Here is an 18074-nt window from a genome sequence, read left to right on the forward strand (position 1 = left end):
GGCAAAGGGTGTCAATACCCCCCATAGGCGTGCCAATCGCACAAGCTCGGCTTCATGCAGGCCACGCCGCGCCCCGCGCCCGCCCCCGCGCCCGCCTCCACACCCACCCCCGCGCTCGCCCCCTTCACCGCCGCGCTCCTGCCCGCCCTCGTCATGTTCACTCTCGGACTGTGGGGCCTGGACCGGGGCACCATGTGGCGCGACGAAGGCACCACCCTGGACGTCGCGCGGCGCTCGCTCCCGGAGATCTGGCACCTGGTGCACCGGGTCGACGCGGTGCACGGCCTCTACTACGTCCTCATGCACGGCGTGCTCCCCGCCCACCCCGGCGAGGTCGCGCTGCGGCTGCCCTCGGTGGTCGCCGCGTCCGCCGCCGCCGCGCTCGTCGCGGTCATCGGCACGCGGCTCGCGCGGCCGCGCGTCGGGCTGTGGGCGGGGCTCCTGTACGCGGTGACGCCGCTCGCGGGGCACTACGCGCAGGAGGGGCGTTCCTACGCGCTCGTCGCCGCGGGGGCCGCGTTGACCACGCTGCTCCTCCTGCGGGCGGTCGAGCGCTCGGGGACCGCCGCCGACCGGCCCGCGTGGTCTGCCTGGTGCGCCTACGCGGCCGCCGCCACCGGCACCGCGCTGCTCCACGAACTCGCCGCGCTGCTGCTCGTCGCCCACGCGGTGACCCTCCTCGTCGCCCGGGTGCCGCGCCCCGCGCGCCGCGGCTGGGCGGTCGCCGCGTGTGCCACCTGCGTGCTGCTTGTCCCGCTGTTCGTCGCGTCCGGCGGGCAGTCCGCCCAGGTGGCGTGGCTGGTGGCGCCGGACGGCGCGGCCGCGGAGCGGCTGCTGCGCGCCTTCGCGGGGCCGACCCGGCTCGTGCTGGTCGGGCAGGTGCTGCTCGCGGTGGTCGCGCTGCGGCCGCCGTGGTCCCGCGCGGGGCGGGGCACGCTCTCGCTGCCCGGACTCTCGCTGCCCGTCGTGGCGCTGCCGCTTCTGGTAGTGCCGCCCGCCGTGCTCCTCGCGGTGTCGCAGCGGTGGCCGCTCTACCAGGACCGCTACGTGCTGTTCGCGCTCGCCGGGCTGCCGCTGCTCGTGGCGGCAGGGGCGGACCGGGTCGTACGAGGGGTTGGCGCGGCACTCCGTACGCGCCCCGGGGACCCGCCGTGGCCCGCCCCGCGACCGTGGCTCTCGCGCGGCCGGACGGCGGTGGCCGCCGTCGGTGCCGCCGCCGTCGGGGTCACCCTGTGGTGGCAGCTGCCGCTGCACCGGCTCGACCGGGCCGTCGGCCACGACCGCGAGAACCCGGCGGGTGCGGCCGCCTTCGCCGCCCGTGAGGTGCGCCCCGGCGAACCGGTCCTGTTCCTGCCCCTGATCGCCCGACGCGTCAGCCTCGCCTACCCGGACAGCTTCCGAGGAGCCCGCGACCTCGCCCTCGCCACCTCACCGGACAGCTCGGGCACGCTCTACGGAGTGGAGGTGAACCCCGCCGAACTCCGCCGCAGACTCGCGGTCGTGGACCGCCTCTGGGTCCTGACGGAGCCGCCCGCGCTGCGCCAGGCGCAGCGCGCGGGGCGGAGCGCGGAGGGGGTCAAACTCGCGGTCCTGAAGCGGGAGTTCACGCCGCACGCCACGTACACGGTGCGGGGCGCGACGTTGCGCCTCTACGTCCGGCGCTGACGCCTTGCGGCGCAGGTTCACGGCTGCAACAGGCTGCCCCACAGGGCTCCGCCTGCCGCACCGGCACCCGTGAGGCTGTAGCTCTGGCGCAGAGCTTGCCCGCGCCCGCGCCCGCGACCGCGCCCGCGCCCGCGACCGTGCCGGTGGCGGCGCCGGTGGCGGCGCCGACCGCCGCACCGAACACCGGCATCATTCGGTTTGTCGCGCGGTGAGGTCAAGGCGACGGCCCAGGACCGGGCGCGGACCGGGCCGCCCCGCGCTGACGCCTCACGCCGCCGCGTCAGACGCAGCGCGCTGGGCAGCGCCGCAGGTCGAACTCGCCGTCCTGGAGCGAGAGTTCGCCCCGGCCGCCGCCTGCACCGCCCCCGCGCCTCACGCCCCCACCCCACCCCCACCGTTCACCCGCGCGAGCACTTCCCCCGTATGCGGACCCCAAGCCACCACCACGGCCTCCCCCGGCACCTTCTGGTCGGGCGAGAGCAGCAGCCAGCGCACGTGGTAGCGGCGGACCACGGCCGTGCGCTGTGCGCGGGTGGAGTCGGGGGAGAGGTAGGCGCGCACGTCGTTCAGGCGGTGTTCGCGGGTCTTTTCGGCGAGTGCGGGGTCGGGCCAGGCGGGGGCGACCAGGTTGACGCCGTAGCCGGGGACCGAGCGGGTGGGGCGGTAGCCGTCGGTCAGGACGACGTCGCCCGGGCGCATGTGGGCGGTCGCCCACGTGTAGTCGGGCCAGCGCGGCGGCTGGTCGAAGCCGACGGGGTCGAGGGCGCGGGGCACCACCGCGCCCGCCTGGAGTTGGCAGAAGCCGACGCAGGCGCCGAGCGCGGTGGCCCCGGCCAGGGCGCCGCGCCGCCAGCCCCACGGCCGGGGCGCCGCCAGCTCGATGGCCAGGGCGAACTGGAGGGGGACCAGGGTCAGTCCGAGGATGCGGCCGTACGTGTAGTGGCCGCTGAGCCAGCCGTAGGCGACGACCGCGCAGTCCAGCGCGAACATGATGACCAGCGGGTCCCTGCGGTCCCTGCGCAGGCGCAGCCAGAGCGCGGGCAGGCCGAGCGCGGCGAGCCAGAAGCGCCCCGGCAGCTCGGTGTAGAGCTGCCGGTGGATCCAGTCCACGGACTCGTCGCCGACCAGCGCGAAGACGCTGTAGTACGGCCAGCAGGCGGCGACGAGCAGGGCGGTCACGGCAGTCGCGGCCCAGCTCCACAGCCTGCGCCCGGACGCCGCGAACGCGACGACGCCGATCACCGCGGCCACCGACGAGATCGGGTGGATGAGGAGGATGAGGCCGCACAGTGCGCCGAGCGCCGCGTATGGCCACGGTCCCCGCCGTCCGCCACGGGCGAGCGCCCCCGCCCAGGCCCACGCCCAGAACGCCAGGCCGATCGCGAACGTCGACGGATAGCCGAGGTTCCCCGTCATCGACATCAGGCCCAGATAGCCGCTCCACCACGCCATCCGCGTGCCCCAGAGCAGCACCATCGCGAACAGGGCGACGACCGGCGCCCACTGACGGTCCGTCAGGCCGCGTACGAAGCGGCCGATGCCGGTCAGCAGGACGATCAGGTTGAGCGGCCCCGAGAGCTTCACGACCTCCCAGCCCGCGAGGCCCGTCGCCTTGGCGAAGAGCCCCTGCGCCACCGCGTACGGCGAGTAGTAGGGGCTGCCCTCGCCCGGCAGGTCGGCCATCGGGTGCGCGGGGTGGAGGAGGTTCTCCTTGAGGCGTTCGACCACCGCCGCGTGCTGGCCGAAGTCGCAGCACATCGGGACCCGCCAGAAGGCGAGCGACATCACCAGCCAGAAGAGGCCGCCGAAGACCTGGTAGGGCGAGGGCCGCCAGCGCGGTCCGCCGCGCAGCGCCGTCGAACCGTGCGTGACCCTGCGGGTGAGGAGCCCGCCTTCCACGGCCCCGCCGCTCACCGCATCAGCCTCTCCGCGACGCGGGCCGACGCCCGGCCGTCGTCCAGGTCGCAGTAGGCCTCGCGGAACGCCGCGTACGCCTCCGCGTGCCGGGCCGTGATGGCGTCCAGGTCGCGCAGCGCCTCGACGACCTCGCCGGTGGAGGCGAGCAGCGGCCCGGGGGCGCGGGTCTCGAAGGCGAGGTAGAAGCCGCGCACGGTGTCGCGGTAGTGCTCCAGGTCGTACGCGTGGAAGAGCATCGGACGCCCGGTGTGCGCGAAGTCGAACATCAGCGAGGAGTAGTCCGTCACCAACACGTCGGCGATCAGGAGGAGTTCGGCGGTGCGCGGGTGCCCGGAGACGTCGCGTACGAAGGGTGCGCGGGCGCCCGTCAGACGGCCCGCCGTCAGCGGGTGCTTGCGCACGAGCAGGACGTGGTCGTCGCCGAGCACGGACTCGGCCGAGCCGAAGTCGAGGGCGGGCTCGTAGCGGAACCGTCCTGGGGAGTAGGCGAGATGGTCCCGGTAGGTCGGCGCGTACAGCACGATCCGCTTGCCGGGGTCGATGCCGAGCTCGCGGCGCACCCGCTCGGCGACCTTGCCCCGGTCCGCCGCGAACAGCATGTCGTTGCGGGGCGATCCGGCCTCGAGGACCTCGCCGTCGTAGGCGAGCGCGCGCCCCAGGTGCGGGGTGGAGAAACGGTTCGGTGAGACCAGGACGTCCCACTGGCGGGCGAGCGAGGGCAGCGCGTCGAGGTGGCCGTGGTCGGCGTAGAGCGTGCCGGTCAGATCGGTGCCGATGCGCTTGAGGGGCGCGCCGTGCCAGGTCTGTACGACGGTCTGGCCCGCGCGCCGTTCGAAGAACTCCGGCAGGTGCCCCGCCGTAACGATGCGGCGGCAGCGGGCGAGCGCCTCGTACCAGGCGGCGCTGTACCGCTCGACGCCGCGCGCCCCCGCGGGCACCCGGGTCTGCTGGTCCTGCGTCACCCACAGGTGTTCGACGCCCGCGCCGCGGCGCACCAGCTCCTCGTGGACGGCGCGCGGCGAGTCCCCGTCGAAGTAGAGGACGGCGTCGGTCAGCGGCTGGGTGCGGCGGGCCGGGTAGTGGCCGGTGCGCAGCCGGTGCTGCCGGTAGGCGCCGCGGTCGGTGCGGTTCAGGACCGATCCCGACTCGACGAACAGCCGGTCGCCGAAGCGCCGGTCGACGGTGAACTCCCGCCCCCGCACGGTCCGGTGGAGCGGGAACCCGGCCGACACGGACGCCAGGAGCCGCACCGGCATGCCGTCCGCGGCGCGCGGCGCCGCAGCGCCCGCCGCGCGGGGCCCCGCAGAGCGCTCGCGCAGGAACGCGTACCACCGGCCCTCGCGCAGCACTCCGCCCCCCGGCGCGACCACCGCGCTGAAGCGGTCGCCGCGCCGTTCGGCGGGCGTGGTCAGCTCCTCGTCGCGGCCGCTGTGCCGCAGCACGAGATCGGCCTCGCCCCAGCTGGCGGACGCCAGCTCGCCCTCGACGGTGAGCGTGCCGTCGGCGCCCCAGACGACCCGGTCGGCGATGGGCTGGCGGGTCAGCTCGACCACGAGCTGGCCCTGGTCGTTGGCGGTGGCGCACAGTTCGCGGCCCGGGCGCGCGGCGTACCTGCCGGGGGGCAGGCCGAGCGCGGCGGCCAGGGACTTCAGCTTGCCGTCGGGCAGCACCAGGTTGGCCTGCCAGCGGTCGCCGTGCGGGGGCTCGACCTCCTTGGGCGCCAGGTGCGGCGTGGGCGCCACGCCTTCCAGGTCGGCCAGGCGTACGCGCACCTCGAAGCGGTCGTCGGTGAGCGAGACCGGGTAGTCGAACTCCGTCTTCGCGTGCTTGTGGGTGAGCCGAAGGGCCGTGGGGCGCAGGCGTCCTGGCAGGTGTCCGCTCAGGACCACGTCGTCCCCGTCGCGCCGGTGGGCGTCCACGCGCGCCGCGTACTCCTGGACGCGCAGGACGAGCCGCCCCTTGCTGAAGCCGACGGTGAGGCGGAGCCCGTCGCCGAGTTCGCGGACCACGGACTGCGCGGAGGCGCCTTCGGCGGCGCGGACGGCGGCGCGGCGCACCGTGCCGTGGCCCGCGACGACCACGCCCAGCAGCCAGTTCCCCGGCCGCCAGCGGCCGCCGGTCTTCAGCTGATCAGGGTCGACGGTCATCTCGAAGCCGGACAGGTCGTAGCAGTGCAGGCGCTGCCGGGACTGCTCGGTGGCCCCCGGCGCCGCGACCGTCTTGGTCGGCACCCGTCTGAACTGCCCTTTGCTGTGGGCCGACTTGAGCAGCCCGGTCTTGATGGAGTGCCCGGGCCGGGTCGCCGCCAGATTGCGTACGTAGGCGTAGCCGGTGATCCGCAGCTTCCCTTCGGCGACCCAGCGTGCCTCGTTCACCCGCGCCACCACGGGCAGTTCGCGCCGCCCGAGCCGCGCGAGCTTGTCGGGGACCTTGCCGACGCCCGGGTAGGAGGCACTGCGCCGCACCGCGCCGCGCACCTGGAAGGCGGTGCCGTTGGCGCGCTCGAAGGAGAGCAGCTCGATGAGTTCGGCGGTGCGCGCCTCGCGGACGAGCTGCCATTTGACGCGCAGGTCGACGGGGAGCTCCGCGACGACGGCGGGGTCGGCGCGGCGCAGGAAGGCCGCCGTGTCCGTCATGAACGCCGTGCGGTACTCGGGGCCGCCCATCGGCAGCCCTTCGAGGAAGTACACGAAGTCGTCGCGCAGGCAGGAGGTGTCGTACGTCTTCTTCATCTCGGGGGCGTGCTCGGCGAGGAAGGCGCTGACGTGCGCGCAGGCCGCGATGCGGTCGCGCACGCCCTTGACGTCGGTGCGTCGCCGGGTGATGGAGCCCTCGCGGACCCGCCAGTAGTAGACGTGGTCGCTGAGGACGTCCACGGATCCGGCGAGGAAGTGCGCCGGGATCATCACGGGGGTGTCCTCGTAGAGCTTGCCCTCGGGGAAGGCGAACTTGTGGCGGTCCCAGAAGGACCTGCGGAACACCTTGTTCCAGGCGACGCGGTCGGAGAGCAGGTCGAGGTCGCGCGCGATGTGCGTGCGGGTGCGCGGCGCGGTGAGCCACTTGTACTGCCAGGCCTGGGAGCGGCCGCGCTCGTTCAGGCGCCAGACGTTGCCGCTCGCGAAGTCGGATCCGGTGGCGTCCAGGCTCGCGATCATCCGTTCGTACGCGTCGTGGGGCACGACGTCGTCGCTGTCCACGAAGGTCAGGAACTCGGCGGTGGGGGACGCCTTGCGCACGCCGGTGTTGCGGGCCGCGCTCAGTCCGGCGTTGCGCTGGCGGACGTAGACGAAGCGGGGGTCCTTGGCGGCGAACTCGCGGGCGATGCGGGGGCCGGCGTCCGTCGACCCGTCGTCGACCAGGACGCACTCCAGGCCGCCTGGTCCTTCGAAGGTCTGTCCCGCGATCGACTCCAGGCATTCCTCCAGGAACTCCTCGACGTTGTAGATGGGTACGACGACGCTGAGACGGGGCTGCACGGCGGCCGACCTTTCGGGCGTAGTTCGGGCTTATTCATCCCCTTTGCCCGTTTCAGCGTCCCGAGCGTCAACTTCTTTGCCTTTCGTCACCCCAATGAGTGATGAAGGGTCTTCGACAGGCGGTGTCCGGCTGACTACGGTCAGTTGGCATGACGCGCTTCTCGGTTGTCGTCCCCGCCCACCGCGTCCAGGGCTACCTGCGGGAATGCCTGGACTCCGTGCTCACCCAGTCCTTCGGCGACCTCGAACTGATCGTCGTCGACGACGCGTCACCCGACGCCTGCGCCGCGATCGCCGGGGAGTATGCGGAGGGCGACGGGCGCGCGCAACTCGTCAGGATCCCCGCGCGCGCGGGCGTCGGATCCGCCCGCGCCGTCGGCGCCGACCGCGCCACCGGCGACTACCTGCTCTTCCTCGACGGCGACGACCTGCTCCTGCCGGGCGCCCTGGCGGCCGTCGACGCGGCCCTTCGCGTCCACGAGGACCCGGACGTGCTGCTCTTCGCGCACGAGCGGACCGACTGGTGGGAGAACGTCCGCGCGGGCGGCGACGACCTCACGGGCGACCCCCTCGCGGCCACCGTCGCCGTCTGGAACCGCGTCTTCCGTCGCCCCTTCTGGCACGAGCGCCGACTGGGCTTCCCGCAGGGCGCGTACGAGGACGTGGTGCCCGTCCAGCGCGCCACCCTGGACGCGGGCGACGGTGTCGCCGTCCTCGACCGGGCGTGCGTGCGCTGGCGCGAGCGGCGGGCGGGCAGCTTCGCCAAGACCCCGGGCCGCGCCCACCTCGCGCTCGCCGCGCGGTACGAGGAACTCCTCGCCGCGGCCGACCCGGCGGAGCGGACCAGGCTCTTCCCGCCCGCGATCGCACACCTGCTCGCCGTCCTGGAGGACCCGGGCCGGATCGGGGAGGCCGACCGGCGCGACTTCTTCCGCGAGGCGGCCCGCGTCCACCGGACGTACGCGCCGCAGGGCCTCGCGCCCCGCACCCCCGAGGAGAAGGCGCTCGCCACCGCCTCCTGGGGTGCGTACGAGGGGCTGCGCAGGGCCGAGACCCGGCGCCTTCGCGTCGCCCGCAAGCTGAAGCGGCAGAAGAAGAAGCTCCGCGCCCGCGCCATGAAGGCCGCCTACCGCACCGACCTGCGCCGCGGCCTGGACCCGGCACTCGCGGTCTACGGCGCCTACTGGAACCGCGGTGTCTCCTGCAATCCCGCCGCGATCCACGCCAAGGCCCGCGAACTCGCCCCGCACATCAGGGGCGTGTGGGTGGTCTCCAGCCGCAACAAGCACAAGGTGCCCGCGGGTGTCGAGTACGTCATCGAGGGCTCGCGGAGCTACTGGCGGACCATGGCGAGGGCGACCTACCTGATCAACAACTCCAGCTTCCCCGGCGGGTTCACCAAGCGCCCGGGGCAGGTCTACCTCCAGACCCACCACGGAACGCCGCTCAAGAAGATGGGCCTCGACCAGCGCCGCTACCCCGCGGGCACGCACGGCATCAGCTTCCAGAAGGTCCTCGACCACACCGACCAGTGGGACCTCAGCCTCTCCGCCAACCCGCACTCCACGGAGGTCTGGGAGCGGGTCTACCCCTCGGCGTCCTACCAGGCACTGGAAGCCGGATATCCGCGCAACGACGTGTACTTCGGAGTCGATGAGGCCGAAGTGGCGCGTATCCGCGGCGAGTTGGGCGTCGCCGACGGACGCACCGTGCTGCTCTACGCGCCGACGCACCGCGACTACCAGAAGGGGTTCCTGCCCCGCGTCGACCTGCGCCGCTTCGTGGAACGGCTCGGCCCGTCGTACGTCGTCCTGGTCCGCGCCCACTACTTCTACGGGGCCGACGCGGGCCTGGACGACCACCCGCGACTCGTGGACGTCACCGGGCACGCGCGCGTGGAGGACCTCTGCCTGGCCGCCGACGCGCTGGTCACGGACTACTCGTCGCTGATGTTCGACTACGCCTGCCTGGACCGGCCGATCGTGACGTACGCACCCGACTGGCAGGCCTACCGGCTCGCCAGGGGCACCTACTTCGACCTGCTCTCGGGGCGTCCCGGCGAGACGCCGGGAGCCGTCGCCACCAGCGAGGAGGAGCTGGCCGCGCTGTTCACGGACGGCGGCTGGGACGCGCCGGACGCGGCGCGGCTGCGGTCCGCGTTCAGGGACCGGTTCTGCCCCTACGACGACGGAAGAGCCGCCGAACGCGTGGTGCGGCGGCTCTTCCTGAGCGGTGCGCCGGAGGGCGCCCCTCAGGCCTCGTAGGGCGAGCGCACCGGGAAGTACGCCGTCAGGAACGAGCGGATGGCGAGTGCCATCTCCTCGTCCGCCACGGCGCTGTCGGGGGACTCGCCGATGCAGAACGCCGTCTTGTCGCGGCTCTGCAGCAGCCGCCCGAGCCGGGCGTGGTCGTGCCGGTCGCCGATGTCCACGAAGTCGTACGCGATGCCGCCGGGCACGGCCCGCCCGGTGAGGTACGCGTAGTGGTGGTGCAGCGAGGAGACCAGGGACAGGTCGCCGACCGAGCGGAAGCGGCTGCGGGCGGTGTCCTCGGTCTCCGCGGCGAAACGCTCGGTGATCTCCCGCAGGACACTGCGGCGCAGCGCGTAGGGCACGTGGAAGAAGCTGTGCGTCGTGGTGCGGCCGAACGCCTCGCGCAGCAGCTCCCGGTTGTTCTTCGCCGCCGCCAGATAGCCCTCGTCGTCGGGGGAGACGGGCAGTGCGGGCACGGACGCGGAGGACCAGAAGAAGCGGGGCGTGCCGTTGCTGAGGAAGAAGGTCTCCGCGGTGGTGGGGCGCCCGAGGAACATGTCGTCGTTGAAGTAGAGGAAGTGCTCCGACAGGCCCTCGATGCGGTGCAGTTGGCTCTCGATGGCGTGCGAGTTGAAGGTCGGCAGGCAGCTCTCCGGGTCCGCGAAGAGGTCGCGGTGGTCGACGACGGTCAGGCCCGGGTGCTCGGCGGCGAGCCAGTCGGGGGTCTGGCCCGCGGTGACCAGGTAGACGTGCCGGATCCAGGGGGCGTACATCGCGATCGAGCGCAGGCTGAAGCGGAGTTCGTCGCGGTTGCGGAAGCGCACGGCGCCGTTGTCGGCGGAGGCGGGCCCCGCACCGCCGAGCGCGGCGTCGCGTCGGGCGCGCCACTCGGGGTCGCGGTCGTCGACCCAGGTGTAGACGGCGTCGACGGGGAAGTCCACGTCCTTGACGAGGAGTTCGGTGAACACGTCGAGGGTGGGGTAGGCGCGGTCGGCCACGCGCAGCGTCGCCGTGGGGGTGAGCGAGGGCAGCTCCGCGCCCGCGAGCGTCGTGCCGAAGGGCGCGCGGAACCCGGCCGCGTCCCGGTTCCAGAACGCCACCGTGCACGCCTGGCCCGCGCCGTGCCGCAGCGACAGGGTCGTCGTGGTCACCGGCTTGAACAGCTTGACGCCCGCCAACTCGCCGATGGAGTCGAGCCGTTCGGCGAGCACGGTGCCCGGCGCCGCGTCGCGCGGATTGACCAGCTCGGCGTAGACGGGCTGCCCGCGCAGCGCGCCCGCGAGGGCCTTGAGCGCGCGGTCCCGGTCGTCGGCGTCCACCGCCAGGGTGTGCGCGGTGGCTCCCGGCGTGCGCACGAGGACGTGCGGCACGTCCCGCGCGGCAAGCGCCGAAGCGGCCAGTTCCAGGTTCCAGTCGGCCATCCGGGGCGTGCGCACGTCGTCGCGGCGCTCGGCGAGCCTGCCCACCGAGCGGATGATCCGGCCCTCGGTGTCCGAGGCCAGGATCTCGTCCTCGCGGGCGCGCTCGTCGGCGCCCGCCGCCGCGTCGTAGGTGTGCGGTGCGGTGGGCCGGAAGCCGCCGCCGCCGGACGCCACGCCGAGCGCCACGCGGTCCGCGCGCCCGCCGAGCCGCTCGGGACGGTCGCGCCCCGCCACCAGGCGCGTGTACAGCTCCTCCCAGCGCGCGGTGACGTCCGCGGAGGAGAAGCGGGCGTAGACGCCCTCGCGGGCGGCCCGCGCGTAGCCGCGCCTGGTCTCGTCGTCGCCCATCAACTCGTCCATGGCGACGGCCAGTTCGCCGATCTCGCCGGGCGGCACGAGCAGCCCGTCCACCCGGTGGCGCACGATCTCGGCGGGCCCGGTCACCACGTCGTACGCGATGGTGGGCACCCCGGCGGCGAGCGCTTCGAGCAGGACGAGCGGGAACGCCTCGTTGTGGCCCGCCGTCATCAGGCTGAGCCCCGCCTTGGCCCACTCGGCGGCCATGTCCTGGCAGGGGCCGAGCAGTTCGACCCGGTCCTGCAGTCCGAAGCCGTCCACCAGGCGCCGCAGCTGCCGCTCGCGGTGGCCGCCGCCGAAGATCCGCAGCGACCACCCGGGGTGCGCGTCTGCGACCTGTGCGAACGCCTGCACGGCGTGGTCGACGCGCTTCTCGCCGGTGAGCCGCGCGGCCATCACGATGACCTTGCTCTCGCCGTCCGCGCGCGGCCGGAAGCCGTCAGGGACGGCGTTCGGGATCACGGCGAGCTCGGGCGCGGTCGCGCCGAGGGACTCCGCGAGCCAGTCCCTGGTCCGTCCGGTGAGCGTGACGAGCGCGTCCAGGCGCGGCGCGTGCAGGAGCAGCGGCTCGCCGGACGGGCCGCGCCGCTGGGTGGGCCGGTGCTCCGCGTGGACGGTGACGACCCGCGCGGGCGCGAGCGCCACGGCGGCGGCGAGCAGCGCGGGCGTGGTGGTGACCAGGACGTCGGTGTCGAGGGTGCCGAGCGCCGCGCTCAGTTCGATGTCGGAGAGCCGGTCGAAGGCGTCCTCCCAGGCGGGCCTGATCAGCTCGCTGGGCAGCGCGGCCAGGGTGCGGCAGGCGGCGTCGTCCAACTCGGTGGCGCGCACCGGGCGTTCGGGGGTGGTGGTGCGGTCCACGAGATAGCGGACGGGCAGGCCGCGCGCCTCGGGGAAGAAGGGCTCGGCGCGGGTCCTGAAGACGGAGACGACCTCGGCCTCGATGCCGGGACGCTCGGCGAGGTGCTGTGCCTGGGTGTACGTGGCGAGCTCGGTGCCGCCCATCTCGTCGCCCCAGCCGAGGAGGTAGGTGATCTTCATGAGGTCTCCTTCGCGGACTCCGGGGTGCGTTGCGTGTGATCTGCGGGATTCGTGCGGTCTGTGGGATCCGTGAGGTCCAGGCACGTCACCGCGAACGCGCCGGACGCGGTGAAGTGGGCGTGCGCCCGGGTGAGCCCGCCGTCCGGCAGGGCGAAGACGCGGAAGGGGGTGGGGCAGGAGGCGGCGGGGTCGCGCACGTCGGACAGCCAGCGGCCGAGCGGCAGTTCACCCACGCGGAAGTCCCACACCCACTGCCCCGGACCGGCCCCCGTCATCTCCGCGAGCGGCACCCGCAGCGTGAACTCGTCCGCGCGCCAGTCCACTTCGACGGGTACGACGACGCCGTCCCTGCGCCGCACCGCCCGGCCCCGCGCCCCCGCGCTGCCCGGTGCCCCCGCGACGAGCCGCCCGTGCACGGTGATCCCGTCCCCGCCCGGCACGAACCGCACCAGCTCCGCGCGCGGCAGCGACCGCGTCGCCTGCAGCACGGCCCGCCCGCCGCGAGTCCGCACGATCCGCACGAGCGTCCCGGTGCGGGGGTCGGGGGCGTGCGGCAGGGTCGGCGTCGGCGGCAACGCGGGGGCGCGCTCGATGCCGAGCCCGTGTCGGCGCACCCGGCCACGGGCCCCGCGCGTCTCCACGGTGAGCCGCCAGACGCCGTCGCTCAACGGCACACCGGGCCGCCCGCCGTCGCGCGCGTCGCGCAGGGTGGCCGTCGCCGTCAGGAGCGGGGCGCCGTGTGCCTGCGGCTTCAGGGCGAGCGGGACGGCGTACCTGCGAAGTCCCCGGGTGATGAGCAGCCGGGCCCGCGCCACGTCCCCCCGCGCGGGGTCGGCGGCCACGGCGACGTTGAGCGTGCGGCTGTCGCGCAACGAGAGGTGCACGGGCGCGGGGAGCGGGTCGCCCCCTCGCCCGGCGGCGGCCCGCTCGGCGCGGAACCGGGTGGACCGGAGGGATGACATGAACCCAATGTGGCGCATTGGACCACTTTGCCCGGTCGGTAACCCGCAGGGGGTCAGCGGCGCGCCCTCCGCACCGCCCGCGTGACCACCGGCGGGAGCAGGTCGATGACGAGCCGACGGGCCGCCGACGGCTTGCGCGCGGGCGGCCGCGGGGCCTGCGCGCGCGGCGCGGGCACCACGGTGGGCTTCGGCGCCGCCGGATGCCTGGACGTGACGAGCTCGGGCGCGGGGATCTTCGCCCGCGATGCCCGGATCACGTCGAGGCCCGCGATGTGCTGGATCTCCGGGGCGCAGTGCGGCACCCCGCGCAGCTCCGCCATCAGCGCGTCGCGCAGCGGCGCCGGGTCGCCCCAGGTGCCGTACAGCTTGTTGGAGGAGAGCATCACGGGCTTCAGGCCGTGCCGGAACACGGCCTCCCAGGTGGCGGCGGCGACGCCGGGGGTGTGCTCGGTGCGGTAGTCGTCGAGGACGAGGACGCCGCCCTCGCGCAGCGCGCTCTTCGCCGTGAGGATGTCGGCGGCCACGTCGTCGTACATGTGCGAGGCGTCGATGTGGATGAACCGGCACGAGCCCTCGGCGATCAGCCCGGGCAGCACGTCGGTGCGGCCCTCCACCAGCTCGGGCAGGGCGTCGTGGAAGGCCGAGTAGTTGGCCTCGAACGCCTGCCTGGTCAGGGACTTCTGGTAGAAGGCCTTGGTGGCCTCCTTGGTGTAGCCGTCGTCCGAGCCGAACAGGTCGCAGACGGTCATCGTCTCGCCGGTGCGCAGGAACTCGCCCATGACGATGGTGCTCTTGCCGAGGTAACAGCCCATCTCCAGGAGGTCCCCGGGCGGCGTGTCCGCGGCGCCCGCGCCCAGGAACCAGGCGAACAGGCGCTGGTCCAGGGGCCAGAACCAGCCCGGCACGTCGTCCAGGGAGGCGGGAAGGGGCCCGGTGGTGGCTTCGCTGCTGGTCGTTGTCATGGCGGGTCTCCATCAGGGTTGGTACGACAGTTCAGTGGTGGGTCGGATCAGTGGTGGGTCGGGCAGCGCTCGCGCCCGTTCTCGTACGCGTCCGGCACGGCCTTGGCCGCCCACGCGCGCAGCGGCCCGAGACGCTCCGGGTGCGCCACGGCGTCGGCCCGCACCCAGTCGCCACCGCCGTCGGCCGTGCGGTACAGCGGCAGATAGCCCTCGGCGGTCAGCCGGGGTGCCTTCATGCCGCTCTTGCGCGCCCAGACGCCGACGGCGTGCACGAACGTGGGCCGCAGCTCCTTGAAGGCGTACGTCCGCAGCCGCTCGGCGTCACCCGCGGCGAGCGCGTCGGCGATCCGCGGCTCGGTGAGGCCCGCGAGGTCGTACACCTTCAGGTCACTGGTGAGCAGCGTGCCGCCGAGGCTGGGCAGCAGGACGGACGCGTCGCGGGTGCCGAGCCGGTCCGCGTACTCGTTGAACATCACCCCGTCGCGGTTGACGACGAGACACATCGGCAGGGTCGGCTCGGCGCGGAACGCGGCGGCCCGCTCGCTCTGCGCCGACCAGGAGAGGAGCAGCGTCCCGCTCAGCGCGACCGCGATGAGGATCCGCGGCCGCGGGCCGCCGCGCTCGGCGAGTCCCACCGCGGCGAGCCCGAGGGCCAGCGCTCCCAGCGGCCACACGGGAGTCGCGAACCGGTACACGCCCATCCAGTCCGGCTCCAGGACGCCGAACGCGCACAACGTCAGGGCGAGCGGCAGGACGACCGCGCCGATGGCCGCGCGCGGCATGCCGTGCCGGGTGAGCGCGACGGCGATGAGCGCGGCGGCCACCAGCACGAGGGGCCAGCCCGCGAAGGTCAGCAGTTCCCCGGTGGTCCTGCCGAACAGCTCGGCGTCCGGCAGCTCCTGGGCCTTGGCCACCGCCGTGTTGGGCACGAGCCGCCCGAAGACGAGGTGGCGCCAGGCGATGAACAGCGCGTACGGAACGGCGAAGGCGGCGGTGCCGAGGCCGGCGGCGCGCGCCCTCGGCCACAGTTGCCCGCGCCGCAGAGTCAGCAGGAGCAGCAGCGGATACACGCCCGCGAGCACCGCGCCGTCCGGTCTGGTCAGGGCCGCCACCAGGGCGAGCAGCCCGGACGCCACCGCGGGCCCCCTGCCGAGCAGGTTGCCGGTGGTGACCGCGCGGACGAGCGTCGCCGCGAGGACGGTGGCGACACAGGCGTACAGCGGGTTCTCCAGGCCCGAGAACATCCAGGCGACGAAGGAGATGTTGGCGCCGAGCAGTACCCCGGCCCCGGCCGTGACCAGCCAGGAGCGGGTCACCAGACGCCGTGCCGCGCACGCGATCGCGATCAGTACGCCGAGCGCGCACAGCATGCCGAGCGCCTTGGGGAAGAGGATCAGGTCGGGCACTCCGAGCACGGCCCGGTGGTCGAAGAGGCCGAGCCGCCTGCCGATGACGAGCAGCCCGAGCCAGGCGGGGTTGGAGTACCCCTCGACGGGCGCGGCGCCCGCCTGCTGGACCGGGCCGAGCCCCTCGTCGATGCTGCGCGCGTACGCGAAGGTGATGGCCGCGTCGTCGACCACCCAGCGGCCGAGCAGCGAGCCGTGCAGCGCGATCAGGGTGCCGCCCGCCGCGACGGCCGCCCCGTCGGCCCACCAACTCCGTTTGAGAACCGGTGAGTTGGTGGTGACATCGGCCACCTGGGGCGTCGACTGCCCCGGGATCTCGGGGGCCGAGGTCGTCGCGCCGCTCATCGCGTGCCGTGGGGGACGGCGAACAGCGGGGCCGAGCCGCGGCGGCCCGCGTGCTGCTGGGGGATGGGCGTCAGCGGGTACTCCTGGCCGAGCATGACCCGGGAGACCACCCGCGCGGCCGCGTGCCCGTCCTCGTACTCGCAGAACCGCGCGCGGAAATCGGCCCGCAGCGCGTCCGAGCGCGCGTCCCGCCAGGTGCCCGACGCGAACAGGTCGGCCAACTGGGCGGTGCTGGTGGTGACATGGCCGGGCGGCGTGGCGAGCAGGTCGATGTAGGTGCCGCGGGTGACCTGGTAGACCTCCCAGTCGTCCGCGTGCACGACGATCGGGCGGTCCAGGCACGTGTAGTCGAACATCAGCGACGAGTAGTCCGTCACCAGCGCGTCCGACGCGAGCATCAGGTCCTCGACGGACGGCTCGTCGGTGACGTCGACGAGCAGCCCGCGCCGCTCCAGGTCGCGCAGTTGCAGACCCCGCACGGCGGCGCCCGCGTACTGCGGGTGGAGCCGCACGAGCAGCGTCACGCCCAGGCCCGCGTCGCGCGTGAGCCGCTCGAAGTCGATGCGTGGCTCGTACCACTTGCGGTGGTCGCGCGGGGTCGGCGCGTACAGGATCACGGTGTTGCCCTGCGGCACCCCGAGCCGCTGCCGTACCGCGACGCCGCGCAGCGGGTCGCCCTTGACCAGGACGTCGTTGCGGGGGGCGCCGGTGGGCAGCGAGGTGAAGCGGCAGGGGTAGGCCCGGTCCCAGGCGAGCTCGGCGTGCCGCCCGGACACCAGGCTGTAGTCCCAGCGGTCCGAACGCCACAGCTGCGCGCGGACGTTGAGGTGGTACGTCGCGGCGGGGCGGCCGATCAGATCCGTGCCCATGTGCTTGAGCGGCGTCCCCCGGTGGGTCTGCACGTGGACCTGTCCCTCGCGCTTCACCAGACCCGGCGCCCAGTTGACGTTGTTGAAGAAGTACGTGGCCCGGCTCATCGCCCGGTGGTAGGCCGGGGTGTCGGGCGTGACCACCTCGACGCCCTCCGGTGCCCGTTCCACGGCGTCGGGCCGCAGCACCCACACCGACCTGATGTGCGGGGCGAGCACCCCGGCCGCCTGGTGCACGGCGGCCGGGTCGCCGAGCAGCCCGCGGTGCGCGAAGGCCGAGTACACCGCGAGGTGCGGGTCGAGCGGGCGGGCGCGCTGGACGCGGGTCAGGGTCCGCTTGGCCTTCTTGGCGGCCTGCTTGCGCAGCTTGGTCTTCTTGCGCAGCGCGGCGGCGCGCAGCGAGTGGGCGGCGGCGACGGCGCGGAACACCGCGTAGGGGCTGCCCGCCGCGAGCCGCCACTGGAGGCGGTAGCGGTCGTCGGGCGGGGTGAACCCGGCCGGTTTGTAGCGGCGGTGGAAGGCCACGATCGTGCGGTAGAAGTCGGCGCGGTCCTCGGGCAGGACGCGCTCGGTGAGCGGCAGCGTCGCGAGGAAGTGGTTGATCATCCGCTCGAAGAGCAGCGGCCGCGCCGCGTCGAGCCCGGGGTGTGCGTCGAGGAAGGCGAAGAGACCGGCGTACTGGTCGAAGATGTCGAAGTGCCTGCGCCCCGGGGTGCGGGTGATGGCGCCCTGCCTGCGCTGGCGGTACTCGACGCACACCCGGTCGAGACAGCCGATGCGCCGGGCGGAGACCAGCGCCTCGTAGGTGATCGGGGCGTCCTCGTACAGGCCCTTCTTGTACGTGAAGCCGTGCGCGGTGAAGAAGTCGCGGCGGTACGCCTTGTTCCAGGCGACCAGGAACAGCTGCAGGTAGTGCGGGCTGGACAGGATGTCGAAGGTGTCGGTGCCCGCGGAGGCGAGCAGGTCCGCCGTCATGCTCCGGCCGCCCCGCCCCCACCAGTGCGTCCGCACGTGGTCGAAGACCAGCACGTCGGGCTCCGCGGTCTGGCCGAGCCGCTCCTCGATCGCCGTGAGCGCGCCGGGGGTGTAGCTGTCGTCGCTGTCGAGGAAGAGGAGGTAGTCGCCGGTGGCGTGGGTGACGCCCGCGTTGCGCGCGCCGCCGAGCCCGGCGTTCTCGGGCAGGTGGACGGCGCGGACCCGGGAGTCGGCCGCGGCGTACTCGTCGATGATGGCGCCGCAGTGGTCGGGGGAGCAGTCGTCGACCGCGATGACCTCGATGTCGGTGAACGACTGCGTCAGGACCGAGTCGAGGCACTCACGCAGGAAGCCCTGCACCTTGTAGACGGGGACGATGATGCTGAAACGGGGCACGGGCTCTTCCACGGGTCGGGACGGATGGGACGG

The 18074-nt window shown here is 73.9% G+C and carries 9 protein-coding genes; 2 read left to right on the top strand and 7 right to left on the bottom strand.

Translation table 11 applies throughout. The features are described 5' to 3' along the window. Positions 1 to 54 precede the first annotated feature (54 nt). On the top strand, positions 55 to 1665 hold the full coding sequence (locus CP970_RS26605; RefSeq protein WP_150494024.1) for a glycosyltransferase family 39 protein: 1611 nt from the start codon (positions 55 to 57) through the stop codon (positions 1663 to 1665). A gap of 372 nt (positions 1666 to 2037) precedes the next feature. On the opposite strand, the gene CP970_RS26615 is transcribed toward CP970_RS26605, so the two are convergent. Continuing rightward, a complete protein-coding gene (locus tag CP970_RS26615; protein WP_150494864.1) occupies positions 2038 to 3564 on the bottom strand; it encodes a hypothetical protein in 1527 nt (508 codons plus the stop codon). Positions 3565 to 3575: 11 nt separating this feature from the next. After that, on the bottom strand, positions 3576 to 7058 hold the full coding sequence (locus CP970_RS26620; protein ID WP_055552689.1) for a bifunctional glycosyltransferase/CDP-glycerol:glycerophosphate glycerophosphotransferase: 3483 nt from the start codon (positions 7056 to 7058) through the stop codon (positions 3576 to 3578). 149 nt (positions 7059 to 7207) lie between these two features. On the opposite strand from CP970_RS26620, the gene CP970_RS26625 reads away from it, so the two are divergent. Beyond that, complete coding sequence (locus CP970_RS26625) at positions 7208 to 9322, top strand: bifunctional glycosyltransferase/CDP-glycerol:glycerophosphate glycerophosphotransferase (RefSeq protein ID WP_150494028.1); 2115 nt, start codon at positions 7208 to 7210, stop codon at positions 9320 to 9322. Here CP970_RS26625 and CP970_RS26630 read toward each other — a convergent pair. The 5 genes from CP970_RS26630 to CP970_RS26650 are packed head-to-tail and all read right to left on the bottom strand — an operon-like array spanning position 9310 to position 18041. Beyond that, positions 9310 to 12126 carry a stealth conserved region 3 domain-containing protein gene (locus tag CP970_RS26630; protein WP_150494030.1) on the bottom strand — a complete coding sequence of 939 codons (2817 nt, stop codon included), beginning with the start codon at positions 12124 to 12126 and terminating at the stop codon, positions 9310 to 9312. The genes CP970_RS26625 and CP970_RS26630 overlap by 13 nt on opposite strands. Further along, positions 12123 to 13088 (bottom strand): hypothetical protein, encoded by a 966-nt coding sequence (locus tag CP970_RS26635; protein ID WP_150494032.1) that lies wholly within the window; start codon positions 13086 to 13088, stop codon positions 12123 to 12125. Before CP970_RS26635 ends, CP970_RS26630 begins: the two co-directional genes overlap by 4 nt. 53 nt (positions 13089 to 13141) lie before the next feature. Next, positions 13142 to 14050 carry a class I SAM-dependent methyltransferase gene (locus CP970_RS26640; protein WP_055553310.1) on the bottom strand — a complete coding sequence of 303 codons (909 nt, stop codon included), beginning with the start codon at positions 14048 to 14050 and terminating at the stop codon, positions 13142 to 13144. Positions 14051 to 14097: 47 nt separating this feature from the next. Further along, a complete protein-coding gene (locus CP970_RS26645) occupies positions 14098 to 15801 on the bottom strand; it encodes a hypothetical protein (protein WP_055553312.1) in 1704 nt (567 codons plus the stop codon). After that, positions 15798 to 18041, bottom strand: a complete 2244-nt coding sequence (locus CP970_RS26650; protein ID WP_055553314.1) for a bifunctional glycosyltransferase/CDP-glycerol:glycerophosphate glycerophosphotransferase — start codon at positions 18039 to 18041, stop codon at positions 15798 to 15800. The genes CP970_RS26645 and CP970_RS26650 overlap by 4 nt, the downstream gene beginning before the upstream one ends. Positions 18042 to 18074 lie beyond the last annotated feature (33 nt).

It is taken from the genome of Streptomyces kanamyceticus, from assembly GCF_008704495.1.
Classification (GTDB): Bacteria; Actinomycetota; Actinomycetes; order Streptomycetales; family Streptomycetaceae; genus Streptomyces; species Streptomyces kanamyceticus.

Coding starts and splice junctions, on each gene's coding strand:
- CP970_RS26635 (WP_150494032.1), bottom strand. CDS start 13,088: ATGTCATCCCTCCGGTCCACCCGGTTCCGCGCCGAGCGGGCCGCCGCC.
- CP970_RS26605 (WP_150494024.1), top strand. CDS start 55: ATGCAGGCCACGCCGCGCCCCGCGCCCGCCCCCGCGCCCGCCTCCACA.
- CP970_RS26630 (WP_150494030.1), bottom strand. CDS start 12,126: ATGAAGATCACCTACCTCCTCGGCTGGGGCGACGAGATGGGCGGCACC.
- CP970_RS26640 (WP_055553310.1), bottom strand. CDS start 14,050: ATGACAACGACCAGCAGCGAAGCCACCACCGGGCCCCTTCCCGCCTCC.
- CP970_RS26645 (WP_055553312.1), bottom strand. CDS start 15,801: ATGAGCGGCGCGACGACCTCGGCCCCCGAGATCCCGGGGCAGTCGACG.
- CP970_RS26625 (WP_150494028.1), top strand. CDS start 7,208: ATGACGCGCTTCTCGGTTGTCGTCCCCGCCCACCGCGTCCAGGGCTAC.